19 protein-coding genes and 4 tRNA genes are annotated in these 24,966 nt (G+C 67.9%); 10 read left to right on the plus strand and 13 right to left on the minus strand.

What is annotated here, in order from left to right; translation table 11 throughout:
- The first annotated feature begins 16 nt into the window (after positions 1-16).
- From tssF to ACFPAH_RS11230, 4 genes are all read left to right on the plus strand, one after another.
- Entirely contained in the window at positions 17-1,849 is a 1,833-nt protein-coding gene (gene tssF, locus ACFPAH_RS11215; protein ID WP_379744776.1) for a type VI secretion system baseplate subunit TssF, read from the plus strand.
- A complete protein-coding gene (gene tssG / locus ACFPAH_RS11220) occupies positions 1,813-2,916 on the plus strand; it encodes a type VI secretion system baseplate subunit TssG (protein ID WP_379744779.1) in 1,104 nt (367 codons plus the stop codon). The genes tssF and tssG overlap by 37 nt, the downstream gene beginning before the upstream one ends.
- 137 nt (positions 2,917-3,053) lie before the next feature.
- The gene (locus tag ACFPAH_RS11225) at positions 3,054-3,260 is read left to right on the plus strand and encodes a heavy-metal-associated domain-containing protein (RefSeq protein ID WP_379744782.1); all 207 of its coding nucleotides are present in this window, start codon (positions 3,054-3,056) and stop codon (positions 3,258-3,260) included.
- A gap of 186 nt (positions 3,261-3,446) precedes the next feature.
- The gene (locus ACFPAH_RS11230) at positions 3,447-6,128 is read left to right on the plus strand and encodes a GNAT family N-acetyltransferase (RefSeq protein ID WP_379744785.1); all 2,682 of its coding nucleotides are present in this window, start codon (positions 3,447-3,449) and stop codon (positions 6,126-6,128) included.
- 193 nt (positions 6,129-6,321) lie between these two features.
- Here ACFPAH_RS11230 and ACFPAH_RS11235 read toward each other — a convergent pair whose 3' ends face one another.
- Together ACFPAH_RS11235 and ACFPAH_RS11240 are read right to left on the minus strand one after the other, a co-directional pair.
- The gene (locus tag ACFPAH_RS11235) at positions 6,322-7,569 is read right to left on the minus strand and encodes a DEAD/DEAH box helicase (protein WP_379744788.1); all 1,248 of its coding nucleotides are present in this window, start codon (positions 7,567-7,569) and stop codon (positions 6,322-6,324) included.
- 145 nt (positions 7,570-7,714) lie between these two features.
- Positions 7,715-7,840: a hypothetical protein gene (locus ACFPAH_RS11240; protein WP_379744791.1), complete on the minus strand. Its 126-nt coding sequence runs from the start codon at positions 7,838-7,840 to the stop codon at positions 7,715-7,717.
- 196 nt (positions 7,841-8,036) lie between these two features.
- On the opposite strand from ACFPAH_RS11240, the gene ACFPAH_RS11245 reads away from it, so the two are divergent.
- Positions 8,037-8,519, plus strand: coding sequence for a hypothetical protein (locus ACFPAH_RS11245; protein WP_379744794.1), 483 nt, complete (start codon positions 8,037-8,039; stop codon positions 8,517-8,519).
- 110 nt (positions 8,520-8,629) lie between these two features.
- Positions 8,630-9,934: an NAD(P)/FAD-dependent oxidoreductase gene (locus tag ACFPAH_RS11250; protein WP_379744796.1), complete on the plus strand. Its 1,305-nt coding sequence runs from the start codon at positions 8,630-8,632 to the stop codon at positions 9,932-9,934.
- A 16-nt stretch (positions 9,935-9,950) separates the two neighbouring features.
- Here the strand turns inward: ACFPAH_RS11250 and ACFPAH_RS11255 are convergent, their stop codons facing one another.
- Positions 9,951-10,667, minus strand: coding sequence for a sensor histidine kinase (locus ACFPAH_RS11255; RefSeq protein ID WP_379744799.1), 717 nt, complete (start codon positions 10,665-10,667; stop codon positions 9,951-9,953).
- A gap of 170 nt (positions 10,668-10,837) precedes the next feature.
- On the opposite strand from ACFPAH_RS11255, the gene ACFPAH_RS11260 reads away from it, so the two are divergent.
- Positions 10,838-11,305 carry a hemerythrin domain-containing protein gene (locus tag ACFPAH_RS11260; protein WP_379744802.1) on the plus strand — a complete coding sequence of 156 codons (468 nt, stop codon included), beginning with the start codon at positions 10,838-10,840 and terminating at the stop codon, positions 11,303-11,305.
- Between the two features lie 115 nt (positions 11,306-11,420).
- Here ACFPAH_RS11260 and ACFPAH_RS11265 read toward each other — a convergent pair whose 3' ends face one another.
- Entirely contained in the window at positions 11,421-13,043 is a 1,623-nt protein-coding gene (locus ACFPAH_RS11265) for a response regulator (RefSeq protein ID WP_379744805.1), read from the minus strand.
- 259 nt (positions 13,044-13,302) lie between these two features.
- On the opposite strand from ACFPAH_RS11265, the gene ACFPAH_RS11270 reads away from it, so the two are divergent.
- Positions 13,303-13,752, plus strand: a complete 450-nt coding sequence (locus tag ACFPAH_RS11270; RefSeq protein ID WP_379744808.1) for a hypothetical protein — start codon at positions 13,303-13,305, stop codon at positions 13,750-13,752.
- A 148-nt stretch (positions 13,753-13,900) separates the two neighbouring features.
- Here ACFPAH_RS11270 and ACFPAH_RS11275 read toward each other — a convergent pair whose 3' ends face one another.
- From ACFPAH_RS11275 to ACFPAH_RS11290, 4 genes are all read right to left on the minus strand, one after another.
- A complete protein-coding gene (locus ACFPAH_RS11275) occupies positions 13,901-14,887 on the minus strand; it encodes a diguanylate cyclase domain-containing protein (protein ID WP_379744811.1) in 987 nt (328 codons plus the stop codon).
- 132 nt (positions 14,888-15,019) lie between these two features.
- Complete coding sequence (locus tag ACFPAH_RS11280) at positions 15,020-18,055, minus strand: ATP-binding protein (RefSeq protein WP_379744815.1); 3,036 nt, start codon at positions 18,053-18,055, stop codon at positions 15,020-15,022.
- Positions 18,056-18,216: 161 nt separating this feature from the next.
- A complete protein-coding gene (locus ACFPAH_RS11285; protein WP_379744818.1) occupies positions 18,217-19,026 on the minus strand; it encodes a response regulator in 810 nt (269 codons plus the stop codon).
- Positions 19,027-19,178: 152 nt separating this feature from the next.
- The gene (locus tag ACFPAH_RS11290; RefSeq protein WP_379744821.1) at positions 19,179-19,799 is read right to left on the minus strand and encodes a 2-hydroxychromene-2-carboxylate isomerase; all 621 of its coding nucleotides are present in this window, start codon (positions 19,797-19,799) and stop codon (positions 19,179-19,181) included.
- 708 nt (positions 19,800-20,507) lie between these two features.
- Between ACFPAH_RS11290 and ACFPAH_RS11295 the strand changes: the two genes are divergently transcribed.
- Together ACFPAH_RS11295 and ACFPAH_RS11300 are read left to right on the plus strand one after the other, a co-directional pair.
- Positions 20,508-21,131 (plus strand): YfiR family protein, encoded by a 624-nt coding sequence (locus ACFPAH_RS11295; protein WP_379744824.1) that lies wholly within the window; start codon positions 20,508-20,510, stop codon positions 21,129-21,131.
- A complete protein-coding gene (locus ACFPAH_RS11300; protein ID WP_379744827.1) occupies positions 21,131-23,023 on the plus strand; it encodes an ATP-binding protein in 1,893 nt (630 codons plus the stop codon). Before ACFPAH_RS11295 ends, ACFPAH_RS11300 begins: the two co-directional genes overlap by 1 nt.
- Positions 23,024-23,120: 97 nt before the next feature.
- Here the strand turns inward: ACFPAH_RS11300 and ACFPAH_RS11305 are convergent, their stop codons facing one another.
- The 5 genes from ACFPAH_RS11305 to ACFPAH_RS11325 form a co-directional block, all read right to left on the minus strand.
- A complete protein-coding gene (locus ACFPAH_RS11305; RefSeq protein ID WP_379744830.1) occupies positions 23,121-23,708 on the minus strand; it encodes an FxDxF family PEP-CTERM protein in 588 nt (195 codons plus the stop codon).
- Between the two features lie 435 nt (positions 23,709-24,143).
- A tRNA-Arg gene (locus ACFPAH_RS11310) sits at positions 24,144-24,220 on the minus strand.
- A gap of 137 nt (positions 24,221-24,357) precedes the next feature.
- Positions 24,358-24,434, minus strand: a tRNA-Arg gene (locus ACFPAH_RS11315).
- Positions 24,435-24,607: 173 nt separating this feature from the next.
- Positions 24,608-24,684, minus strand: a tRNA-Arg gene (locus ACFPAH_RS11320).
- 134 nt (positions 24,685-24,818) lie between these two features.
- A tRNA-Arg gene (locus ACFPAH_RS11325) sits at positions 24,819-24,895 on the minus strand.
- Positions 24,896-24,966: the final 71 nt, after the last annotated feature.

Raw genomic sequence — 24,966 nt, forward strand, 5'->3', positions numbered from 1 at the left:
ATTTTTCGGAGGAGATATGGATGAGATGCTGCGCTATTTCGAGGAAGAGCTGGCCCTGTTCGGGCAATACGCGCGCGAGTTCCGCAGCCGCTTCCCGAAGCCGGCAAGCGACCTGCACATCGCCGGCGACAGCTACGAGGACCCTAGTGTTGCGCGCCTGATCCAGTCGGTGGCCCTGCTCAGCGCGCGCATCCACAAGCGGCTCGACGACGACTATCCGAAGTTCACCGAGTCGCTCCTCGAAAGCCTGTATCCGCATTACCTGCGGCCGATGCCGTCCTATTCCATCGCCCAGGTGGCGGACGCCGGGCAGGGCGCCGGAGAATGCGCCCTGATCCCGCGCGGCACGCCGCTGCGCAGCGCGCAGGTCGAGGGCACGGTCTGCCAGTTCCGCACCGTGTACCCGGTGCTCGCCGGGGCGCTGCGCGTCGTGCATGCGGCCTTCTCGGCGGGCGGCGTGCCGCGCGCGCTGCAGGGCGTGCGCGGCGTCACGGCGGGCGTGGCGATCGGCTTCGACGCGCGCGGACCGCTGGCCGCGCTGTGCCGGCGCGGCGCCGGGCGCGTGCGCCTGTTCGTCGACGGCGAGCCGGGACTGCGCGCGGCGCTCATCGACGCGCTCTTCCTGCGCGCGCCCGCGGCCTGCGTCCAGGCCGAAGGCGGCAAGTCCTGGCTGGCGCTGGCGGCCTCGCCACTGAGCCTGGCCGGCTTCGGCGAGGACGAGGCCGTGCTGCCGGCGCCGGCCCGCTCGCATCCGGCATTCCGGCTGCTGACCGAATACTTCACTTATCCGGAAAAATTCGGTTTCATCGACCTCGACCTGGAAGCGGTGGCGCGCGTGCTGCCGCCGGGCTGCGAACGCTTTACGCTGCACCTGGGACTGGTGCGGGTGCCGCCCGACTCGGACGCCGCGCGCCTGCTGGCGCCGCTGTCGGCACGCAACCTGCTGCCCGGCTGTACCCCGGTGGTGAACCTGTTTCGCAAGGGTGGGGATCCGATTGCACTGTCGCACACCCGTGCCGAGTATCCGCTGGCCGCCGATTCGGCGCATGCGGCCGCCTTCGAGATCCACAGCATCGACCGGGTGTGCGTGGTGCGCGAGGCGCGCGGCGCCCGCAGCGTGACCGAGTTCGCCCCGTTGTACGCGGTCGGCGCAGGCGCAGGGCGGGCCGGCGGCCACTACTGGGTGGCGCGGCGCGACGAGGTGCTGGCCCAGTCCAGCCCCGGGCACGAAGTGCGCCTGGCCCTGCTCGACCCCGGCTTCAGTCCGATCGAGGCGCCGGGCGCCACCGTCTCGACCGAGCTGACCTGCACCAATCGCGACCTGCCGACCCGGCTGCGCACCGGCCATCCGGACGGCGACCTGGTGGCCGAATCGGCGGCGGGAACGGCGCCGTTTCGCCTGCTGCGGCGTCCGAGCGCCGCCTGCCGTTTCGAGCACGGCCGCGGCGCCCATTGGCGCCTGGTGTCGCACCTGGCCCTCAACTATGCCGGGCTGACCACGGCGGGGCTGGACGACCTGCAGAAGATGCTTGCGCTCTACGATTTGCCGGGCTCGCCCATCTCGCGGCGCCAGATCGGCGGGATCGTGGGACTCGAGCACGGCGCGGTGCGGGCCTGGATCAAGACCCGCCCGGTGCCTTCGCTGATGCCGGGCGTCGGCATCCGCATGACGGTGGACGAGGCGGCGTTCGCCGGCAGCGGCCTGTACGCGTTCGCCCAGGTGATGGACGGCTACTTTGCCCTGAACAGCCAGCTCAATTGTTTCACCCGGCTCGAGATCGTGTCCAGCCAGACCGGAGAGGAGATCCTCGCATGCGCCCCACGCACCGCCGAGCTGCCGCGCCCCTGATCGACGCGCTGCTTGCGGCGCCCCAGGCCTTCGAGTTCGTCCAGGCCGTGCGCATCCTGCTGGCCTGGCTGGCCGGGCAGGGCGTGGCGCCCGCGCAGGCGCTGGAGCGCTGCCTGCGCTTCGAAAACAGCCTGCGCCTGGGCTTTCCTGCCGCGGAAATCGAAGCCCTGGCGCCCCTGCCGGCGGGCGCTGACGGGGATGGCGACGGCTGCGCCGGGTTCGCGCTCACGCCCGCCTTCATGGGCCTGCTCGGCGGGCATGGCGCGCTGCCCTTGCACGTCACGGAGCGGATCGCGGCCTGGCAGCATGCGCGCGGCGACCACGCCCCGCGCGCCTTCCTCGACCTGCTGTCCGGACGCATGCTGGCGCTGTACTACCGGGCCTGGCACAAGCACCGGGTCGAACAGGCGCTGCCCGGGGAGGACGACGGCTTCCTGCCGCTGCTGCTGGCGCTGGCAGGGGCGCCGCCAGTCCGGGGCGGCAGCGACGGCAACGGCGGCGGCCCGGGCCTGCCGCCTGCCTTGTTTGCCCACTTTGCCGGAATGCTGCAGCAGCGGCCGCTGTCAGCCGCCGCGCTGGAACGCCTGTTGGCCAGCTATTTCGGCGAGGCGGTCCGGATCGAGGAAGGCGTCGGCCACTGGAGCGTGCTGGCCGCCTGCGAACAGCCGGCGCTGGGCGTGAACGCCCGGCTTGGCGAGAACACCCTGCTGGGCGAGCGCAGCTGGCGGCCGGACCTGCGCGCCCGGCTGCGCATCGGCCCGCTCGGGCGCGATGCCTTTGCCCGCTTCCTGCCGGGCGGGCCGTCTGCGGCGGCCCTGCATGCGATCCTGCGGGTGGTGGCCGAGCCGGGCGTCGGCTTCGAGGTGCTGCTGGTGCTGCGCGGCCGCGAGGTGGGCCCGAGCCGGCTCGCCGGCGGATCGGCGCCTGCCGCCCGGCTCGGGCGCGACAGCTTCCTGGTCGGCGCCGAGGCCGGGTCGGCCCGCCCGGACCGCGCCGACATGCGCTACCTGCTCAGCCCGATGGCGCCGCTGCCGCCCAGGCCGGCGCGCCCGGACTGCCCGGCCTGATCGCCTGCGGCGACCGCATCAAGGACGGGGCGATCGATGCCGCCGCACGCCTGGAGGCGATGGGCGCGGCCCCGATCCTGCGGACCGGCGATAATGCCGAAGGCGCGCAGCGGCCGCGACCACAAGGAGAAACCCCGATGTATGAACTGACTGTTGAAGGCATGAGCTGCGGCCACTGCGTGGGCCGCGTGACGAAAACCGTACAGGCACTGGACCAGGGCGCCAAGGTCGAGGTCGACCTGCCGACCAGGAAGGTGCGCATCGACAGCCGCGCCGAGCTGGACAAGATCGCCGCGGCGATCGACGAGGCCGGCTATCCGGTGACGGCCCGCTCGGCGGCCTGACGCCGTCCTGCCGGGCGCGGCCGCGCCGCATCCGGCATCTCTTCAGTGCGCGCCGCGATCCGATCCTTCGGTATCCTTCCACAGGCCCGCCGCGTTCGCGGTGACATCCAGCGTGGAGGTTCGCTTGAAGGCAAGTCCAGCAGCGGTATCCGGAAAGGGTAGGCAGCAGCCGTCCGGGAGGCAGGGGTGAGCGTCCGCAACCTCAATCGCCTGTTCGCGCCGCGCTCGGTCGCCCTGATCGGCGCCTCCGAGCGTCCCGGCAGCCTGGGCGCGACGCTGCTGCGCAACCTGACCGCCGGCGGCTTTCGCGGAACCGTCCATCCCGTCAATCCGAAGTACAGCGCGCTGGCCGGCCTGCCGGTCGTGGCCAGCGTGACCGAGCTCGCCGCGGCGCCCGACCTGGCCGTGATCTGCACCCCGCCGGCGACGGTGCCGCCGATCATCCGCCAGCTCGGCGAGAAGGGCACGCGCGCGGCCATCGTGCTCAGCGCCGGCCTGGCGCAGGCGCGCGACGAGCGCGGCCGCTCGCTGAAACAGGCGATGCTCGACGCCGCCAACCCCTACCTGCTGCGCATCCTCGGCCCGAACAGCGCCGGGCTGCTGGCCCCGAACCTGGGCCTGAACGCCAGCATCGCGCAGAGCGGGGCGCTGCCGGGCCGGATCGCCTTCGTGTCGCAGTCGGGCGCGCTGATGACGGGCGTGCTCGACCGGGCCCATTCGCGCGGCATCGGCTTCTCTCATTTCGTCGCGCTGGGCGATTCAAGCGACGTCGACCTCGGCGACGTGCTCGACTACCTCGCCAGCGACGGCGCCACCGGCTCGATCCTGCTGTATGTCGAGCACCTGCGCTATGCGCGCAAGTTCATGTCGGCGGCGCGGGCGGCGGCGCGCAGCAAGCCGACCCTGGTCCTGAAGGCCGGGCGCGCCGGCGGCGGGGCGCGCGCGGCGGCCAGCGAAAGCGGGGCGCTGGCCGGCATGGACGACGTGTTCGAGGCCGCGATCCGGCGCGCCGGCATGCTGCGGGTCTACACCACCGAGCAGCTGTTCGCCGCGGTCGAGACGCTGGCGCACGCCCGGCCGCTGCACGGCGAGCGCCTGGCGATCGTCGCCAACGGCGCCGGCCCCGGCGTGCTGGCCGCCGACGCCCTGGTCTGCGGCGGCGGCGCCCTGGCCGGCCTGGCGCCGCAGACGGCCGAGCGGCTGGCCGGCCTGCTGCCGGCCGGCAGCCAGGCCGCCAACCCGGTCAACCTGTTCGGCGACGCCGCGCCCGAACGCTACCGCCAGGCGCTCGAGATCCTGCTGCAGGACCCCGGCGCCGACGCCATCCTCGTGATCCACTCGCCGACGGCGACCGTCGCCAGCACCGACATTGCCGAGGCGATCGCGCCGCTCGCGCGCGCCGCCTCGCGCAACGTGCTCTCGTGCTGGCTGGGCGGCGACTCGCTGGCGCCGGCGCGCGAGATCGCCTCGCAGGCCGGCATGCCGACCTTCGACACGCCGGAAGATGCGGTCGAGGGGTTCCTCCAGATCGTCCACTACCGCCAGAATCAGCACCTCCTGATGCAGGTGCCGCCCTCGGTGTCGCGCATCGCCGCCAGCGAACGCGGCACGGCGCGCGCGCTGGTGCGCGAAGCGCTGGCGAACGGGCGCCACCTGCTGAGCGACCCGGAAACCAAGGCCATCCTGCGCGCCTATGGCATGGCGATCGTCGAGACCCGGGCCGCCGCCACGGTCGAGGAGGCGGTGCTGGCCGCGCGCAGCATCGGCTTCCCGGTGGCGGTGAAAATCATCTCGCCGGACGTGATGCACAAGTCGGACGTGGGCGGCGTGGCGCTCGACCTCGACTCGGAAGCGGCGGTGCGCTCGGCGGCCCAGCGCGTGCGCAAGCGCTTTGGCGAACTGCGCCCGGATGCGCGCTTCGAGGGGTTCTCGGTGCAGGCGATGGCGCGCCGTCCCGAGGGCCACGAGCTGATCCTGGGTGCCGCCACCGACCCCGTGTTCGGGCCGGTGATCCTGTTCGGCCAGGGCGGGGTGGCGGTGGAGGTGGCCAACGACCATGCGGTGGCGCTGCCGCCGCTGAACGCGGTACTGGCGCGCGACATGGTCGGGCGCACCCGCGTCGCCCGGCTGCTGGCCGGCTACCGCAACAGGCCCCCTGCCGACATGGATGCGATCCTGGCGGCCCTGGTGCAGGTCTCGCGCATGGTGTGCGACATTCCCGAAATCGTCGAGCTCGACATCAACCCGCTGCTGGCCGACGCCAGCGGCGCCGTGGTGCTCGACGCGCGCATGCGCCTGGCCATGGCCGACCGCTCCGGCAGCACGCTCGACCGGCTGGCGATCCGGCCCTATCCGCGCGAACTCGAAGAAACCATCACCTGGAACGGCGGCCAGCTGGTGCTGCGCCCGGTACGGCCGGAAGACGGCCCGGCGCACATCAAGCTGTTCGACGCGCTCACGCCGGACGACGTGCGCTACCGGATGTTCGTGCGCATCCGCGAGTTGCAGCCCTCGCAACTGGCGCGCTTCACGCAAATCGACTACGACCGCGAAATGGCGTTCATCGCCACCCGGCCGGGGCCGGACGGCACGCCGGAGACGCTGGGCGTGGGACGCGTGGTGGCCGATCCGGACAATATCAGCGCCGAATTCGCGGTCACCGTGCGCTCCGACCTCAAGGGCCTGGGACTGGGCAAGATCCTGATGCAGAAACTGATCGATTACTGCCGCTCGCGGGGCACGCGCGAGATCGTCGGCGAAGCGCTGCCGCAGAACAACCGGATCATCGGGCTGGTGCGCAAGCTGGGCTTTGAGGTGATGCCGGCGGGGGAGGAAGGGGTGCGCAAGTTCCGGCTGGTGTTGCAGTGAAAGGATATTTCATTGTCCTGATTTTGGTGAAATATTATTTCAAGGACCCGGCTGCTCACACGCTGGTTGAACGCGTGGGCGGCGCACCCGTTTGGTCTGATCGGACACCATGGTGGAGCCGACCATCCTACGCCGGCCGTGTGCGTCATGTTGGCCCGTGCGCCGCCCACGCGTTCAACCGGCGGCTGATTCGTCAGCGCCTGAACCGCACGTCCTCCGTCACCACCTTCGCTTCGCCCTTCGGTTTCTTCGGCTTTTTCGGCTTCTTGACGATCTGCCCGCCGGTGCCGGTTTCCGGCACCCGGTGGTCCGGCGCGAAGCCGGCTTCCTCGACGCGTTTCAGCACTTGCCCGGTCAGCAGTTCGATCGCCGCCAGTTGCTGCACTTCGTCGGCGCAGACCAGCGACAGCGCTTCGCCGGCGGCGCCGGCGCGTCCGGTGCGGCCGGTGCGGTGCACGTAGTCCTCGGCCACGATCGGCAGGTCGACGTTGACCACGACCGGCAGGTCGTCGATGTCGAGGCCGCGCGCGGCGACGTCGGTGGCGACCAGGATCCTGACTTCGCCGGCCTTGAAGCGGTCGAGGGCGCGCAGGCGTGCCGGCTGCGGCTTGTCGCCGTGGATCGAATCGGCGTCGATGCCCTTCGCTTGCAGCAGTTCGACCAGTTCGTCGACGCCGCGGCGGGTTTTCACGAAAGCGAGCACCTGGCCCCAGCCGTGTTTTTTCAGCAGGTGCAGGAACAGCTCGGGCTTGCGCTTCTTGTCGACCGGGACTGCCCACTGCCTGATGGCCTTGACGGTGGTGTTGCGCGGCGCCGTCTCGATGCTGACTGGGTCGACCAGCAGTTTCGCGGCCAGCGCCCGGATCGGGTCGGAAAAGGTGGCCGAAAACAGCAGGGTCTGGCGCAGCTTGGGGAGGGCCGCGAACACCTGGTCGAGTTCGCGCGAAAAGCCGAGGTCGAGCATGCGGTCGGCTTCGTCCAGCACCAGCATCTGCACGCCCTTGAGCTTGAGCGCGTTCTGGCGCTGCAGGTCGAGCAGGCGGCCGGGCGTGGCCACCAGCAGGTCGACGCCCTTACGCAGGCGCATCATCTGCGGATTGATGCTGACGCCGCCGTAGGCCACCATCGTGCGCAGCGGCAGGCCGGCGCCGTAGGTCTGGAAACTCGTATGCACCTGCTCGGCCAGTTCGCGCGTGGGCACCAGCACCAGCGCCCGCGCCGAATTCGGCACCAGGCCGCTGCCCTCCATCGTCAGGCGCTGCAGCAGGGGCAGGGCGAAACCGGCGGTCTTGCCGGTGCCGGTCTGGGCTGCGGCCATGACGTCGCGGCCGGCGAGCACGGCGGGAATTGCCTGCGACTGGACCGGCGTCGGGTGTTGATAGGCGAGCGTCTCGAGGGTGCGGGCAAGCTGGTCGATGAGACCGAGCGAGTGGAACGACATGGCATACCTTGGGGCAAATGGAAACAGGCGACAGTTTAGCTTGCCCGCTGCCGGGAAGGAGGAATTTGCTGCGCAGGGGCGGCCCCTGCCGTGCGCAGGCTACGGAGCCGCTCAGGCAGTTTGGCCGCTCAAGCTGGCTGCCCGCTCAATAGTCGATGAAGACGGCGAGCGGGGAGGCGGCGATCGGTTTGACAGGCTCGTTGCGCTGCTTGCATCCGCTTGCCAGCAGGCAGGCGAGGGCAAACGCGCTCCAGCGCAGGGAACGCTTCATGGCGGTACCTCCTTGGCCGCATGATAGCCGCATGGCCGATCGCGGCGCGCACCGTTCGCAGGGCAAAGAATGCGGTCGAAGCCAACGCGATCGATGCAATTGGGCAATTTGAAGTTGTAATTGAGTGTTGCAGCGAACAAAGTTTTCACTCAGTCACTGGTAAAGTTCTCACAACATCACAATCAGAGGACTTCCCATGAAATCCCCACTCGCTTCCCTTGCCGCAGGCCTCGTCCTGCTCGCCGCAGCCGTCCCGGCCATGGCCCAGACCAACGTCAGCATCAGCGTCGGCCAGCCCGGCTTCTACGGCCGCCTCGACATCGGCGACTTCGGCCCGCCGCCGGTGGTGTACACCCAGCCCGTCATCGTGCGCGAAGTGCGCGAGGTGCGCTACCGCGCCGAGCCGGTCTACCTGCGCGTGCCGCCTGGCCACCGCAAGAACTGGAAGCGCTACTGCGGCCGCTACGACGCCTGCGCGCGCCCGGTCATGTTCGTGCGCGACGACTGGTACACGAATACCTACGCGCCGCGTTACCGCGAGCGTCATCACGTCGTGTACCGCGAGGTGGACCGCCACGACCGCTACGCCCGGCACGACAAGCACGATAAACACGACAAGCACGACAAGCACGACAAGCATGGCCGCGGTCACGGCAACGGTCACGGCCGCGGTCACTGAGGCATACCCGCCGCGCCGGGCAGCCGCGCACGCGGATTTCGGCCCGGGTGTACACTTGCCGGGTAGCCAAAAGCCGGCCCTGGCCGGTGGCGTAACGGACGGAGGAAGGCTTGCAGAGCGAAATCGTGATCGTCGGTGGCGGGGCAGGCGGGCTGGAGCTGGCCTGCAAACTCGGGCGCAAGCTCGGTCCTTCGAAGGTAATGCTGGTCGACTGCCGGCTTTACCACATCTGGAAGCCCTCGCTGCACGAGGTCGCGGCAGGCACGCTCGACATCCACCAGGAGGGCCTGTCGTACCAGATGCTGGCCCACGATAACGGTTTTACTTTCGTCTACGGTCCCATGACGGCGCTCGACGCCGGCGCGCACAGCCTGACGGTGGGCGCCGTGCGCACCGCCGAAGGCGAAGACATCCTCGACGAGCGGCGCATCCAGTACGGCTCGCTCGTGATGGCGGTCGGCAGCACCGCGAATTACTTCGGCGTGGAGGGCGCGCGCGAACACACCATTTCCCTGAACGTCACCGAAGACGCCGAACGCTTCCGCCTGCGCCTGCTGCGCCTGATGGCGATGGCCGAGCAGGCGCGCCAGCAGCGCAACGACGCCAGCACGGCGCTCGACGTGGTGATCATCGGCGGCGGCGCCACCGGCGTCGAGCTGGCCGCCGAACTGCGCGAAGCCTCGGGCGTCTACGCCACCTACGGCTTTTCGCGCCTGCAGGTCGAGCGCGACGTGCGCATCACGCTGCTCGAAGGCGCCCCGCGGGTGCTGGCGCCGCTGCCGGAACGGGTGTCGAAGGCCGCGCTCAAGCTCCTCAACGAGCGCGGCATCAGCGTCGTTACCGATTGCCGCGTCACCCGGATCGACGCCGACGCCGTGACCGACAACGAGGGCAACGTCTACCCGGCCAACCTGTGCGTCTGGGCGGCCGGCATCCGGGCGCCGGAATTCCTGTCCCACCTCGGGCTGCCGACCAACAAGGGCGGCCAGATCGAAGTCGACGCCCACCTGCGGGTGCCGGGCGTGCCCGACGTGTATGCGCTGGGCGACTGCGCGGCGTGTATCGACGGCAACGGCAAGCCGGTGCCGCCGCGCGCCCAGGCGGCGCACCAGCAGGCCGACTACCTGCTCAAGGGTTTCGTGCGCCGCGCCAAGGGGCAGCAGCCGCCAGCCAAGCCCTATGTCTACAAGGATTACGGCTCGCTCGTTTCGCTGGGCAAGTCGACCAGCGTCGGCAACCTGATGGGTTCGCTACGCGGATCGAGCTGGTTCGTCGAGGGGATGATGGCGCGCCTGATGTACACCAGCCTGCACCTGATGCACCACCAGGCCGTGCTCGGCTCGATGCGCACCGGGGTGCTGGCGCTGGCGCGCTTCCTGATCCGGCGCACCACGCCGCTGGTCAAGCTGCACTGACACGCCGGGCGGCGGGCTAGGGTTGCGGGTGGCGCGGCAGCGTCATGGTCAGCATGGCGCCGCCGCCGGCGGCCGGCAGCAGGTTCAGGCTGCCGCCCAGCGCACGGGCGCGCTCGCGCAGCAGGCGCAAGCCGTGGCAGTGCAGCGATCCGGGCGCGGGCGGACGCGCCAGGCCGACGCCGTTGTCGCGCACGGTCAGCATCAACTGGTCGCCGTCGTCGTCCAGGATGACGTCGACCTCGCTCGCCTGCGCATGGCGGCGCGCATTGTGCAAGCCTTCCTCGGCGCAGCGCAGCAGGGCCACATTCTGGGCGCGCGAATAGGCGTCGTCGTCGTCGGGCAGGCTGGCGCGGGCTTCGAGGCCGTGCTCCTGGCCGAACTCGGCCACCAGTTCGGCCAGCGCCGCCTTAATGCCGAGAAACTCCAGTTTGTCGTTCCAGAGGGTTAACTGCACCTTGCGGTTGGTCTCGATGATCCCGTTGAGCAAGCTCTTCATCTGCGCCGCGCGGTCGAGCGCCTTGGCGTCGCTCAGGCCCTTGGACAGCAGGCCCAGGTGCATCGTCAGCGCCGTCATCGACGAGCCCAGGCTGTCGTGGAGCTTGCGCGCCAGCTGGCGCCGGTCGTCGTCCCAGCAGCTCATCAGGTGAGCGACGAGCTCGGTCAGCTCGGCGGTGCGTTCGGCAACCAGCCGTTCCAGTTCCGGGTCATGGTGTTGCGGTGCCGGTGCGGTCATTGTGGGCTCGGTTAAATGTTTCCCAAATCATACAACAGCTTCGCTGTGGAAGTGCGCACAGAGGGGGGGGCGCGGCGCAGCGTGCGTTGCCGAACGGTAGCGCAAGGCGTTTCGGACGATGCTGGAGACCTGGACGTCTTGTTAACACTGTCAACCTTGAGGGAGTTCCCATGCCAAACAATGCCAGCGCCCCGATCGACGCCGTTGAGTTGCTCAAAAAGCAACACCGTGAAGTCGAAGAGATGTTCGAAAAATTCGAAAACATGACCGACCGTGCCAAGGTCAGCAAGAAAAAGCTGGCCGACGAGATCTGCAACGCCTTGATCATGCACACCACGATCGAGGAAGAGATTTTCTATCCGGCCACCCGTGAAGCGAGCGAGGACACCGAAGACATGGTCGACGAAGCGGTCGTCGAGCATGCCTCGGCCAAGGACCTGATCGCGCAGATCATGGAGATGGATCCGGGCGACGACCTGTACGACGCCAAGGTCAAGGTGCTGAGCGAAATGATCGAGCACCACGTCGAGGAAGAAGAGAAGGAAATGTTCCCGAAAACGCGCGAGCTCAAGCTCGACATGATGGCGCTGGGCCAGGAAATGCAGGCGCGCCAGCAGGAAATCGAAGCCTCGCAATAAGGCGCCGCCGCCTGGCGGCATGCGCAGCACGAACTAAACAGGCCGCACCGCGCCATCGCGCCGTGCGGCCTTGTCATGTCCGTGTGGCCCTGCAGTGCTTTCCTGAAGCCAGGCCTCAGCCCGGCGTCGGCAGGGGCTCCGGCTCGCCCAGCGCGCCCAGCAGCTGGGTGATGTCGACCGGTTTCACCAGGTGCATGTCGAAGCCCGCTTCCAGCACGCGGCGCTGGTCCTCGGCCAGGCCGTAGCCGGTCAGGGCGATCAGGCGCATGGCGCTGGTGGCGGCGTTGGCGCGCAGGCGGCGCGCCACTTCGTAGCCGTCGATGCCGGGCAGGCCGATATCGACCAGGGCCACGGTCGGCAGGTGGGCGGTGGCGAGCGCCACGCCGTCCAGGCCGTCGCCCGACTGCAGCACCGGGTAACCGTAGACCTCGAGCATGGTCGCCATCATTTCGCGCCCATCCTCGTTGTCCTCGATCAGCAGGACGGCCGGCCTGGTGCTGCTTTCCTGCGGCTTGTCGAAGCTCGGCACCGGCAGCTGCGGCGCTTGGGCGCGCGGCAGGCGGATCGTGAAGGCGCTGCCTGTGCCGGCGCCGTCGCTGGTGGCGCTGACGCTGCCGCCATGCAGTTCCACCAGGCGCCGCACCAGCGACAGGCCGATGCCGAGACCGCCTTGCGCGCGGTCGAGGCTGATCGTGCCCTGGACGAACACGTCGAACACGTGCGGCAACAGGTCGGGCGCGATGCCGACCCCGGTGTCGCGCACGGTGAGCAGGACTTCGTCGCCGTCGTCCGCGATCGTGATGTCGATCGTGCCGCCGGCCGGGGTGTATTTCAGTGCATTGTCGAACAGGTTGGTCGCCACCTGTTCCAGGCGCGTCGGGTCGCCGTCGACCCAGTTCGGCTCGAGGTCGACATTGATGCGGTAGCCGCCGGTACGGCCGGTGGCGCGGAAGGTGTCGAGGCAGGCGCCGACCAGGCTGGCCAGGTCGACCGGCCTGCGCGCCAGCAGGATCTTGCCCGACATCGCGCGCGACAGGTCGAGCAGGTCGTCGACGATGCGCGACAGGTGCTGGCTCTGGCGCTGGATGATCTGGCGCGCGCGGCTGCCCATCTCGGCGGGCGCGCCCGGCATGTCGATCAGGGCGGCGGCGCTGGCGATCGCCGACAGCGGATTGCGCAGTTCGTGGCCGAGCATGGCCAGGAATTCGTCTTTCTGGTGGCTCTTGCGCTCGGCCGCCTGGCGCTCCTCGATTTCGCTCATCAGGCGCTCGTTGGTCGCGGTCAGCTCCAGCGTGCGCTGCGACAGCTTGTCGGCCTGGCGGCGCAGCTGCTCGTTCTTGTTGGCCAGGGCGACGAAGACCGATACCTTGGCGTGCAGGATCTGCGGGATCACCGGCGTGAACAGGAAGTCGGCGGCGCCGCGCTGGTAGGCCTTGAGGCGGTCGATCTCGTCGGCCAGGAAGGCCGTGACGAAGATGATCGGGATGTCGGCCGAGCGCGCGCGCTGGTGGATCGCCTCGGCCGTCTCGAAGCCGTCCATGCCGGGCATGTTGACGTCGAGGATGATCACGGCGAAATCGTGCAGCAGCACCTGGCGCAAGGCTTCCTGGCCGGAACGCGCAGCCAGGACTTCATAGCCGGTTTCCAGCGCCCATTGATCGAGCAGGCTGGTCAGCGCCAGCAGGCTGGCGGCATCGTCGTTGACGACCAGAATCTTAGGTTTGTCGGTTGTGGACACGTCGTTCCTGCTGCGTTCGTCGGTAAGGCCTGAATCTGCCGGAACAAAAGGATAGCAGAGAGGCCCTGTTTTCCAAAGTAAAGACGTACTTTGGTGACACAAATGATAGCACGGCAATTTACGCTGAATTAAGGCAATCGTGCGTAGCCTGCGCGTGTTCGACAGCGCACATACGTGACCTGGGCCCTATGCGATAGTGGAACCGTGCCCGGTTCAACCTTGTCAATAAAGAACCAGCCGCCTACTTGAAAGGACAAAAATGAACATCAATGAAATCGTGAATGAAGAGTTCCATGGCAAGACGCTGCGCGAGCTGGTCGATAGCCCGCTGACCGCGCTCAAGGGCATCGGGGAGAAAGAGGCGAAGGCATTGCAGGACGGCTTCGGCGTGCGCACGATCCGCGAGCTGTCCCAGCTCAAATTCATCACCCACGCCGTGGCAATCGAAATGATGGCCAGCGTCGAACACCCATCGAACATCGGCCCCAAGGAAGCCCTGCTCGACGATGCGGTCGAAATGACCTTCCCGGCCAGCGATCCGATTTCGGTCGATTCCGGCATCACCCGCATCGAAGTGGCGCCGGACAAGGTCGAGGCCAGCCGCGATCACCAGGGCGCCGCCGCGATCGCCGCCCACAACCAGGAAGCCTGCGGCCAGACCAACGTCGGCACCAAGGAGACCCAGGCGAAGGACATCGGGTCGGCCTGAGGAGGATGCGCTGGGCGGCCGGTGGCTGCCCAAGGCCAACGCGTGGAGTCAGGAGCGGGCAGCGAACCGCTCCCGGCTCCACGCGTTTTTTGCGCCGCCGGGCCGGTACCGGCAAGCGCCGGCCCGACAATTCAACAGCGTAATGCGATCAACGATGCGGCGCCAGCTCCGCCGCCTTCGCCACCGGCTTGACCGCCACCTGGCGCGAGCCGGCCGTCGAGCAGAAGCGGTTCTTGCCGGCGCGCTTGGCTTCGTACAGCGCGTAGTCGGCAATGCTGATCAGGGCTTCGACCGATTCGGCGTCGTCCGGATAGATGCTGATACCGATCGAGGTCGACAGGCGCAGGGTCAGGTCGTTGATGAAGAAGGGCTCGGACAGGGACTCGACCAGCTTCGCGGCCGGGCCCTGGGCATCGGCCAGGCTGTGGATGTCGCCCAGTACGACCATGAATTCATCGCCGCCCAGGCGTGCGACCGTGTCTTCCTTGCGCGAGGAGGCGAGCAGGCGCTGCGACACCATCTTCAGGATCTCGTCGCCATAGGCGTGGCCATAGGTGTCGTTGATGGCCTTGAAACCGTCCAGGTCGAGGTACATGATCGCCGCCTTGGCATGGCCGCGGTTGGCGTGCTGCAGGGCCGTTTCGATGCGGTCTTCCAGCAGGCGCCGGTTCGGCAGGCCGGTGAGGGCGTCGTGCAGGGCCAGCTCCTGCTGGGCGCGGCTGTACTGCGCGAGCTCCTTATAGAGCAGGCGTACTTCCAGCATGTTGTGGATGCGCTTGTGGACTTCCAGCAGGTCGAATGGCTTGCTGATGAAGTCGCGCGCGCCGGCTTCGAGCGCGGCGATCTTGAAACTCGGCTGGGCGGTCAGCGCCAGCACGGGCAGGTAGCCGCCTTTTTCGATTTCCTTCAGGCTCTTCATGACCTGGAAGCCGTTCAGGCCCGGCATCTGCAGGTCGAGCAGGATCAGGTCGTAGTTGTGCTCGCGATGCAGCGGACAGACTTGTTCCGGCTCCATGGTCGAGCTGACGTTACTGTAGCCTTCTTCGCGCAATATCTCTTCCATCAACTCGATATTGTCTGGCGAATCGTCTACGACCAGGATCTTGGCGTTCAAAATTTCTTGTCTGCTCGGCATGCTTCTTCTCGTCGAAATAGGTACTGGATGGAAACAAATTTCACCTAAGTAATCCAACTTTCCCACTTCAAGTAGTCTAGCAAAGGGCACAAAATTTCTTGTAGGACAGCGCCGCGTCGGGGAGTAGGAACATCACAATCGTTTCGCGCTACCCGGACGATTGGCTGGAGGACGCACCAGCGAGCCGACTGTCGCAATCAGTTCGCTCGGCTCGACCGGCTTGGAAATATGCGAGCTGAAGCCCGCTTCCAGGGCGCGCAGGCGGTCTTCGGAGCGTGCAAAGGCGGTCAGCGCGACGGCCGGCAGCAGGCCGCCGCGGTCGCGCGGCAGGGCGCGCACCCAGGACAGCAGCTCGAAGCCGTCCACTTCCGGCATGCCGAGGTCGCTGATCAGGAGGTCCGGCATCTCGGCCTGCAGGGCCGCGAAGGCCTCGCGCGCGCTGGCCGCGATCCGTACCCGGGCATGGCAGTCGGTCAGGATGCGCAGGATCAGTTCGCGCGCATCGCGGTCGTCGTCGACCACCAGCACCGACACCCCGGACAGGTCGCGCAGGGTGAGCTCGGGCGCGGCCGGCGGCGGGGTACTGATGATCATGCGGCTGCGCGCGGTCGACCGCGGCGCTTCTTTTGCCAGCGGCAACTCGATCGTGAAGCTCGAGCCCAGGCCTTCGCCGGGGCTCTCGGCGCGCACCGTGCCGCCATGCTGCTCGACCAGGTGCTTGACGATCGCCAGGCCCAGGCCCAGGCCGCCGTGGCGGCGCGTCATCGAGGCGTCGGCCTGGCGGAAGCGCTCGAACACGTGGGTGATGAATTCCGGGCCGATGCCGGCGCCCGTGTCGTGCACGGTCACCGCGACCGAGCCGTTGCCTTTGGTGAGTTCGACCGTGACGCAGCCGCCGCGCGGGGTGAACTTGATCGCGTTCGAGAGCAGGTTCCAGACCACCTGCTGCAGGCGCGCGGGGTCGCCCGCGACCAGGCCGGGGGCGGCGGCGTAGCGTTTGTCGATACGGATGTTCTTGGCGTCGGCCGCCGGGCGCACGGTGTCGATGGCTGCATCGACGAAGCCCTGGGGATTGAGGGTCTGCATGTCGAGCAAGACCTTGCCCGAGGTGATGCGGCTCATGTCGAGCAGGTCCTCGATCAGCTGGGCCTGGGCGCGCGCATTGCGCTCGATCGTCTGCAGGCCGCGCTGCAGGTCGGCCTCGTCCTTGCCGCCGCGGCGCAGCACCTGGGCCCAGCCGAGGATGGCCGAGAGCGGCGTGCGCAGTTCATGCGACAGCGTGGCGAGGAACTCGTCCTTCATCTGGCTCGAGCGCTCGGCTTCGGCGCGCGCCTCGCGCTCGCTCTCCAGCAGCACCTTGCGTTCTTCGGCGGCCTGCTGCGCCGCTTCGTAGAGGCGGATGTTGTCGAGCGCGACCGCGGCCTGGGCGGCGATGCCGCGCACGATGCGCTCGGTGCGCTCGGTGAAGATGTTCGGTTCCGGATGGCCAAAGAACATCGTGCCCAGCACTTCGCCGGAGCCGGCCGTGACCGGCACCGACAGGTAGCTGCGCACGGCCGGCTGGCCCGACATCAGGTTGAACCGGACGGGCGACTGGCCATGGCGCGGGTCGGCCGTGATGTCGCTTGACCTGATCAGCCCGGCGCCGCGGAAGCCGGCCCCGAACAGGGCGGTCGCGTGCGGCTCGCCGAAGCTCTGGAATTCGTTCGACGTGCCGCCGGAGATCGTATACAGCGAGAAATACGGAGCCTGCGTCGGCCCGTCGCTTTCCTTGCCATGGTAGAAGAAGGCGCCGAAGCGGGCGGCGGCGATACCGCTGGCGGCGTCGGTGGCCACCTGCAGCAGCGAGCGCAGGTCGCGCGTGGAGGCGAGGGCGCTGCCGGTGCTGTTGAGCAGTTCGAGCACCTTCGATTCTTCGCGCAGCGCCTGCTCGGCGCGCTTGACCTGGTCGACGTCGGTATTCGTGCCGAACCAGCGCACGACGACGCCATGGCGGTCGCGCACGGCATTGACGCGGGTCAGGAACCAGCGGTACTGGCCGTCGGCGCCGCGGATCGGGAATTCCATCTCGAAGGGCGCGCCGGTGCGGATCGAATGGCGCCAGTGCGCGAGCATGGCCGGCAGCGCATCCGGCTCGACCGTATTTTGCCAACCCCAGCCCATGGCGGACTCGAGCGCGGTGCCGGTGTACTCGTACCAGCGCTCGTTGAACCAGACGATGGCGCCGTCGGCCTGGGCCATCCAGGCCAGCTGCGGGATGGTGTTGGCCAGCGCGCGCAGGGTTTCCTCGCTCTGGCGCAGGGAGTCCTCGACGTTCTTGCGGTTCGAGATGTCCTGGACCACGCCGGTCATCCCGACCACGCTGTCGCGCTCGGCCGGGTTGGCGTAATCGGCGCGCCCGACCAGGGCGATCCAGCGCGCCGCGCCGCCGTCGGGCAGCAGCCGGCATTCGATCGACAGGTCGGTCTGGGTGGCGAACGCGTGCAGCACCGCGCGCCGCACGGCCTCGCGCGCCCGCTCGTCGAGGCGGGCGCGCAGCGCCGACCAGGCATGCGGGGTTTCCGGTTCCAGCCCGAGGATCGCGGCGGCGCGCTCGCCCAGGTTGACGCGGTCGCTGGCCGCGTCCCAGGTCCAGTCGCCGAGGCGGCCGGCGGCCAGCGCCACTTGCAGGCGGTTATTGCCGTCGATCAGGGCTTGCTGGTCGATGCGGCGCTGCGTGACGTCGTGGAAATACAGGGTCAGCCCGTCGGGCGACGGATACATGCGCGCTTCGATCCAGACCGCCAGCCTTGGATAGAAGAATTCGCGGCTGCCGGTCTCGCGCGAGTCCATTGCGCGGCGCATCTCGACGGCCAGGTTGCTGCCGTCGAGTTCCTCGAATTCGTCCCACAGGATGTGGCCGAGCAGGCCTTCGCGGGTCTTGCCGAGCGGAGCGAGCAGTTCGAGCGCGCGCCCGTTGACATAGGTGATGCGCCAGTCGAAGTCGACCGCGCAGAAGGCGTCGGTCAGGCTCTCGAGCATGTTTTCCATGCGCTCGTGGGCCTGGCGCAGCGCTTCCCGCGTGGCCACCAGCTCGGCCTCGGTACGCTGGCGCGCCGCCATTACGCTGGTGGCATTGCGCAGCGCGGCCGAACGCATCAGCTCGAGATCGTCGTGCTCCTGGCTCACGGCGCGCCTCCCTGGACGGCGCCGGCGGCCGGCGGGCTGGAGATGGCCGGCATGGCGTCAGTCACCATGACGGCCGGCAGCCCGGCGTGCCGGCCGGGCGGGGAGGCGTGCGGCCGTTCCGGCCCAGCCCATCGGCTTGGTCGCACACGCATGGGCCGCACTCAGGCTTGCACCCGCAACTGGTCCGCGACCTGGCCCAGCGCATGTTGCAGCTGGTCGAGTTCATACGGCTTTTGCAGCGATTGGTAAGGGAAGTCGAGGTGGCGCAGCAGCGTGTCGCCATAGCCCGACGCGAAGATCACTTTCAGGTGCGGGTAGCGCACGCGCGCCTCGCGCGCCAGGTCGACGCCGGACATGCCCGGCAGGCTGACGTCGGTGAACAGCACGTGGTAGCGGTTGGCGGCCAGGCGCGCCAGCGCATCTTCCGGATGGGCCACGCCGTCGGCCTCGTAGCCGAAGGCCTTGAGCATTTCGCAGACCAGGTATTGGGAGTCGAGGTTGTCCTCGACCACCAGGATGCTCAGCGTGCCCGCGTCCGGCGCGGCCTGGGGCGCCGCCTGCGCGGCCGGCGCCAGGGCGCACAGCACGCCGCCGACCGCGCCCTCGAACGGGATCGGGGTCAGGTAGAGGTCGTAGCGGTCCTCGCTGGCCGGACCGAAGTGGACGGCGGCGCCCGTCACGCGAGCCGCTTCGCCGCGCCAGGCCTGGGCCAGCGCGTCGCCGGCCGCCGCGACCGGCGGCGGCAGCACCGCCGGCACCGCGCCGCCCGGAACGCGCCCAAACACGGGTCCGGCCAGCAGGCCGTAGGCCTCGTTGCACAGCAAGGCCGATTGCGCCGGCTGCGGACCCCACAGCAGCAGCATCGGGACCGGCAGGTTGAACATCAGGTCGGCCGCCAGGCGCAGCGGTTGCGGCCATCCGGCCGGAAGCCCCAGCGTGCTGGCGCTCCAGTCGTAGGCGGATGTGGTCAAAGCGGACTTACCGGAAGGGTGCATGTAGGCGGCCTGTTGTGTATTCAAAAACATGGCCGAATCGTACACTAAATGACGCACGATTGGCGGCCCGCTGGAGCGGGGGGGGGGGCGCGACCGGGAAGATGCGCGCGCCCGCCGCCAGGCCTGCTTCAGGCACCGGCGCGCGCCAGCGCGAGCGCGGCCTCCAGCCGGTCGTTGCCCCAGAACAATTCGTCTCCCACGAAAAAGCTGGGCGCGCCGAAGATCCCGCGCGCCGCGGCTTCCTCGGTGGACTCGCGCAGGCGCAGCTTGTTGGCGGGCGACAGGGCGGCCGCCATCACCTGGGCCGGATCCGGCACCAGGCCGTCGAGGGCCTCGAGCACCGTTTCCTGGTTGTCGATCTCGCGGTCCAGTGCCCAGTTGCTCAGCATGACCCGGCGGCAGTAGGCGCCGATCCAGGGTTCGGCCACGCCGAGGGTGGCGACCCGCATCGGCAGCAGGGCGGTGCGGGGAAAGGCCGAGGGCCGGCGAAACGGCAGCCCGAGCCGGGCCGCCTCGCGCTCCATGTCGCGCCACATGTAGCGGCCCTTGGCCTGCTGCAGGACGAAAGGCGAGGTTTCCCAGCCCAGGCTCCGGAAGACCGGTCCGAGCAGGAAGGGGCGCCAGGCGAGCGCCACCCCGGCGGCGCGGGCGCAGTCTTCGATGCGCATCGCGCTGAGGTAACTGTAGGTGCTGCCGAATTCGAACCAGAATTCGAGGCTGCGCGCTTGCTGTCGGGCGGGCTCGGCCATGCGTTCTCCTTCAGGTCGGGGAATTGACGGCATGATAACAAGCTTCCGCGGCCAGGGGCGGCGGGCCAAAAAAAAGCGCTGTTCGCGTTAAGTGTGGAATCTTCGGATACGCCTGAGGCCCAACGCTGGGCGCTCGACGGCCAACGGATCGCCACGCCCGAAGCCTTGCTGCGCGCGGCGCCCAGCAGTTTCCACACTTAACGCGAACAGCGCCCAAAAAAAAAGCCCGCTCAGGGAGCGGGCTGAATCTATGTTCCGAGGAGGACAATAGAGGAGACGGGAAGAATTATGCTGCAAGGAAATAAAACTTCCCAATTTCCATTTGTAATGACAGTCATAGGTTTGGCGAATAGCTGTTGCAGGCATGCACGTGCAAAACACCGGTTCGGGCGTGCGCACGCGCGGCGCTTGGTGTGCGCATCAAAATGTTTTACTATGGCAAACAAATCATGAGACGCCCGAGCGGTACCGGGTCCGGAACGACATGCTTGCCACGCCTGGTTTCCCCGGGCGGATGCAAAGCGGTCGGGATCGGCCATTGCCGGGCTATCATGCTCGAGCGTTCGCCGCGGCCGGCGCCGCCTCCGGATGATTGCGGGCGGTGCAGGCCGCAAGGCGGCAGCCAGAGCAAGTCGGGCGGACCGGGTGTGCGCCCGGCGTTCGAGCGCGCATCGCGGTGTACGCGACCTCCCAATTTAAGCCCGGCCAATGATTCGACACCGCTTTTCCCGTTTGCTGCCCCAGTTTGCCCGCCGGCCCGTCCAGGGCCGCGTCGCCGGCTGGGCGCTGGCGTGCGCCGCGGCGCTGTGCGCGGCGGGCGCCGTGCTGCCGCCGCCGGCGCTGGCGCAGTCGAGCGCCACCCAGCTGCTCGAGCGCCGGGTCAAGGCGGCCTTCCTGTATAAATTCCTTTCCTATGCCGAGTTCCCGGCGGGCGCCTTCAGCGACAGCACCGCGCCGGTGACGATCGGCGTGATCGGCTCGGACGAGATGGCCGCCGAGCTGGCGCGCGTGGTCGCCGGCCGCCAGGCGCTGGGGCGCCCGATCCAGGTGCGCAGCCTGCGCGAAGGCGAGTCCGGCCCTCCCGTGCACCTGCTGTTCGTGGCCGGCAGCGACAATGCCCGTGCCGCCCGCATCCTGCGCGCCGCCCCAAGCGCCCTGATGTCGGTGACGGAATGCGAGTTCGGGCTCCAGTACGGCAGCGTCATCAATTTCAGGATCATCGAGGACCGCGTGCGTTTCGACGTCTCGGTCGACTCGGCGGAAAAGAATAACGTGAAACTCAGTTCGCGGCTGTTGACGGTCGCTAACCATGTAGTAAAAGGAACAAGCTGATGAGTGCCCGCGACGCCGGCTCCGTCCGTAGCAAACTGATCAAGATGGCGGTCTTCACGACGCTGGCAGCGCTGGTGTCGGCCTCGGTCGCCATGCTCCTGCTCGACTTGCGCACTTTCCAGCGCTACTGGGTCGACGACCTCACCACCCAGGCCGACATCATGGCCAGCGTCACGGCGCCGGCGCTGTCGTTCAACGATGTCGCCACCGCCCAGCAGCAATTGGCCGTGCTGCGCGCCCGTCCACAGATCCTGGCCGGCGCCGTCTACACGAGCAGCGGCGCGCGCTTCGCCACCTATGCCCGCAGCGGCCTCGACCCGGTGTTCCCGGCCGAGCCGAGCGCGCCCGGCTACCGCATCGGCGCGGGCGAGCTCGAGGTCTGGCACAAGATCGTCGAGAACGGCGAGCACGTCGGCACGGTCTACCTGAAATCGCGCTACGGCGTGCTCGACCGCCTGCTCAACTATGGCCTGATCCTCGGCGGCGTGATGCTGGGCGCGCTGGTGATCGCGGCGCTGGTTGCCTCGCGCCTGCAGGCGGCCATCACCCGGCCGCTCGAATCGGTGACCAACGTGGCGCGCCAGGTGATGCAGCGGCGCGATTTCACGCTGCGCGTGCCGGGCCACGACAGCGGCGAGATCGGCGTGCTGGTCGAGGCCTTCAACGACATGCTGGCCGAAATCGGGCGCCGCGCCGACGCCCTGCAAGCCGCCAACCGCACGCTCGAGCACGAAATGGACGTGCGCCAGAAGGCCGAGGAGGCGCTGATCGTGGCCGACCGCAGGAAAGACGAGTTCCTCGCGACCCTGGCCCACGAATTGCGCAATCCGCTGGCGCCGATCCGCACCGGCCTCGACATCCTGCGCATCCGCAGCGGCGACGCCCAGGCCACCCAGCGCGCGACCGACATCATGGAGCGCCAGTTGCGCCAGATGGTGCGCCTGGTCGACGACTTGCTGGACGTTTCGCGCATCAATACCGGCAAGTTCGCCATCAAGATGGGGCGGGTGGAGTTGAAGGCGGTCGTCAACGACGCGCTGGAAGTGGTGCGCTCCTACATCGAGCTGCACGGCCACGAACTGGCGATCGACCTGCCGGACCGCCCCGTGTTCCTGCACGGCGACGCCACGCGCCTGGCGCAGATCCTGTCGAACCTGCTCAACAACGCCGCCAAGTACACCAACCGCGGCGGGCGCGTGACGCTCTCGGCCCGGGTCGAGGACAAGACCCTGGTGCTGGAAGTGATGGACACCGGCATCGGCCTGGCGCCCGAGATGCTCGACAACGTGTTCGAGATGTTCGTCCAGGTCGACTCGACCCTGGAGCGCACGAATGCCGGCCTGGGCGTGGGCCTGTCGCTGGCGCGCAAGCTGGTCGAGCTGCATGGCGGCACGATCGCCGCCGCGAGCGAGGGCCTGGGACGCGGCAGCCGCTTCACCGTGCGCCTGCCGATCGTGGTCGAGCCGGAATTGCCGGCCAAGCCGACCCCGGCCGCCTTCATCAGCACCGAAACCTACCGCATCCTGCTGGCCGACGACAACGTCGACTTCGTCAACAGCATCGGCGCGCTGCTCACCGCCATGGGCCACAGCGTGGTCATCACCCACAACGGCCCGGACGCGCTGGCCGCCGCCGCGCGCTTCTGCCCGGATTACGCCTTCCTCGACATCGGCCTGCCGCAGATGTCGGGCTACGACCTGGCGCGCGGTATCCGCAAGCTCTCTTGCGGGGCGATGACGACCCTGATCGCCGTCACCGGCTGGGGCCAGGAAAAGGACCGCCAGCTGGCCTTCGAGGCCGGCTTCGACCACCACATGGTCAAGCCGGTGCGCTTCGAGCAGATCGAGGAAATCCTCGGCAACCGCAGCATCATCAAGAAGCTGCGCACCTGAGCGGCCGCCGGCCCCCGGCGACGACAACGGAGGCGCCGGGCGCCTCCGTTGTCCGTGCTGCGAACCTCAGTTGCGTCAGTTGCGTCAGTTGCGATCCTCAGTCGCGCTTGGCCTTGCGGCGGCGCGCCATGAAGCCGAGGATGCCGAGGCCGCCCAGCATCATGCCGTAGGTCTCCGGTTCCGGTACCGGCATGAGCATCACGGCCCCGCCGAAGGAGGCGCTTTGGTCGCCCAGCAGGTTGCCGTTCACCCGGATGTAATAGGAGCCGTTCTCCAGGCTGTTGCCCCTGATGGTCCAGACGTCGGTGGCGCCGGTGCGCAGCGAGCTGCCCTCGGCGACCATGGTGTCCGTACTGTCGAATACCGACAGGCCGGTGATGTCGAGTCCGACATCGGCGGTGCGGCTCACGGAGGCCACGATTGCGTCCATGTTCACCGGGATGGCATTGTTCAGCGTGAAGGTGAAACGGTCGGAAAAGCTGTTGCCGTTGTTACCTCCGTTGCCGCCGTTGCCGCCGCCGGCATTGCCTCCGCTCAGGGTGTCCCCAAAGAAGCCGGTGTTGTCGACCAGGTCGAGCGCCTGGGTCGACCCGAGGCCGTTGTCGCCGCCGTTCGTTTGCGCCAGCGCCGTGGAGCCAAAGCTTGCGCTTGCCAGCACCATTGCAGCGATTAATGATTTTTTCATAGCTACCTCTCGCAAGAAATCAGCCGCGTCCTGCGGCCGGGTTATGGCAATCGGGGACTTCATGCTAGCAAAGGGGAGGGCGGCCGCGCAGGATGTGCAAGAGGTGTGACCCTGGGGCCACACCCGGTTCCGGATGCCAATAACGTGGCCTCGGCGGCGCGCGGATGGCGGCTTCATAGGAGAGCAAGGCAAAAGCAATTGTAGAGCGGCAAACTGTTGGGTATTGCCCGCCTGGCGTCGGCATGCTCCTACATCAAGAGAAGTAGTATTCCTCTGCTGAGTAAAGCCCCGTTTCTAAGCCCCGTTTAAGACTGGCGTGTGTCGGCAGCGCCAGCAAGGGCAAGAGCGGCCGCGCTCACGCGCATGATCTGGAAAAGGTGCAGCGGAAAAGAAAAATGGCCCAGAATCGCTTCTGAGCCATTTTCTTGAAACTGATGGTGCGGCTGGCAGGAATCGAACCCACGACCCCTTGGTTCGTAGCCAAGTACTCTATCCAGCTGAGCTACAGCCGCCCGAGGCACGCATTATAGCGGCAGCGGGGCGAATTGGGAAGTGTTCAATTGCCATCCTGGCAGGTGCTTGCCGCCACGAGTGAAGCGTTAAAGAAAAATGGCCCAGAATCGCTTCTGAGCCATTTTCTTGAAACTGATGGTGCGGCTGGCAGGAATCGAACCCACGACCCCTTGGTTCGTAGCCAAGTACTCTATCCAGCTGAGCTACAGCCGCCCGAGGCACGCATTATAGCGGAGCCAGGTTAAATTGAAAAGCAGCAATTGCGGCATCGTCATGGAGCGCTGCCGCCCGGGTCCACGCGAGGGAATGCCGCGTTACACGTCGGAAACCGGGCCGGAAAAGAAAAATGGCCCAGAATCGCTTCTGAGCCATTTTCTTGAAACTGATGGTGCGGCTGGCAGGAATCGAACCCACGACCCCTTGGTTCGTAGCCAAGTACTCTATCCAGCTGAGCTACAGCCGCCCGAGGCACGCATTATAGCGGCATGCCGGCGAATTGGGAAGCACCTGTGTTCGCCTGGTGCCAGGGCAGGGTGATCCGGTGCATACAAAGAAAAATGGCCCAGAATCGCTTCTGAGCCATTTTCTTGAATGAGTTGGTGCGGCTGGCAGGAATCGAACCCACGACCCCTTGGTTCGTAGCCAAGTACTCTATCCAGCTGAGCTACAGCCGCCCCGTGAAGCGAATTATAGCAGTGCCATCTTGATTGCGGAAGTCTTAATTTATTTCAACGCTTTGCCTTCT

The sequence above is a fragment of the Massilia sp. GCM10023247 genome (assembly GCF_042653325.1).
In the GTDB taxonomy this organism is placed as follows: Bacteria; Pseudomonadota; Gammaproteobacteria; order Burkholderiales; family Burkholderiaceae_D; genus Telluria.

Bases quoted from the DNA above. Each gene is read 5' to 3' on its own strand.
- tssF (WP_379744776.1), top strand. From the start codon at position 17: ATGGATGAGATGCTGCGCTATTTCGAGGAAGAGCTGGCCCTGTTCGGG.
- tssG (WP_379744779.1), top strand. From the start codon at position 1,813: ATGCGCCCCACGCACCGCCGAGCTGCCGCGCCCCTGATCGACGCGCTG.
- ACFPAH_RS11225 (WP_379744782.1), top strand. From the start codon at position 3,054: ATGTATGAACTGACTGTTGAAGGCATGAGCTGCGGCCACTGCGTGGGC.
- ACFPAH_RS11235 (WP_379744788.1), bottom strand. From the start codon at position 7,569: ATGTCGTTCCACTCGCTCGGTCTCATCGACCAGCTTGCCCGCACCCTC.
- ACFPAH_RS11240 (WP_379744791.1), bottom strand. From the start codon at position 7,840: ATGAAGCGTTCCCTGCGCTGGAGCGCGTTTGCCCTCGCCTGCCTGCTG.
- ACFPAH_RS11245 (WP_379744794.1), top strand. From the start codon at position 8,037: ATGAAATCCCCACTCGCTTCCCTTGCCGCAGGCCTCGTCCTGCTCGCC.
- ACFPAH_RS11255 (WP_379744799.1), bottom strand. From the start codon at position 10,667: ATGACCGCACCGGCACCGCAACACCATGACCCGGAACTGGAACGGCTG.
- ACFPAH_RS11260 (WP_379744802.1), top strand. From the start codon at position 10,838: ATGCCAAACAATGCCAGCGCCCCGATCGACGCCGTTGAGTTGCTCAAA.
- ACFPAH_RS11270 (WP_379744808.1), top strand. From the start codon at position 13,303: ATGAACATCAATGAAATCGTGAATGAAGAGTTCCATGGCAAGACGCTG.
- ACFPAH_RS11275 (WP_379744811.1), bottom strand. From the start codon at position 14,887: ATGCCGAGCAGACAAGAAATTTTGAACGCCAAGATCCTGGTCGTAGAC.
- ACFPAH_RS11290 (WP_379744821.1), bottom strand. From the start codon at position 19,799: ATGGCCGAGCCCGCCCGACAGCAAGCGCGCAGCCTCGAATTCTGGTTC.
- ACFPAH_RS11295 (WP_379744824.1), top strand. From the start codon at position 20,508: ATGATTCGACACCGCTTTTCCCGTTTGCTGCCCCAGTTTGCCCGCCGG.
- ACFPAH_RS11300 (WP_379744827.1), top strand. From the start codon at position 21,131: ATGAGTGCCCGCGACGCCGGCTCCGTCCGTAGCAAACTGATCAAGATG.
- ACFPAH_RS11305 (WP_379744830.1), bottom strand. From the start codon at position 23,708: ATGAAAAAATCATTAATCGCTGCAATGGTGCTGGCAAGCGCAAGCTTT.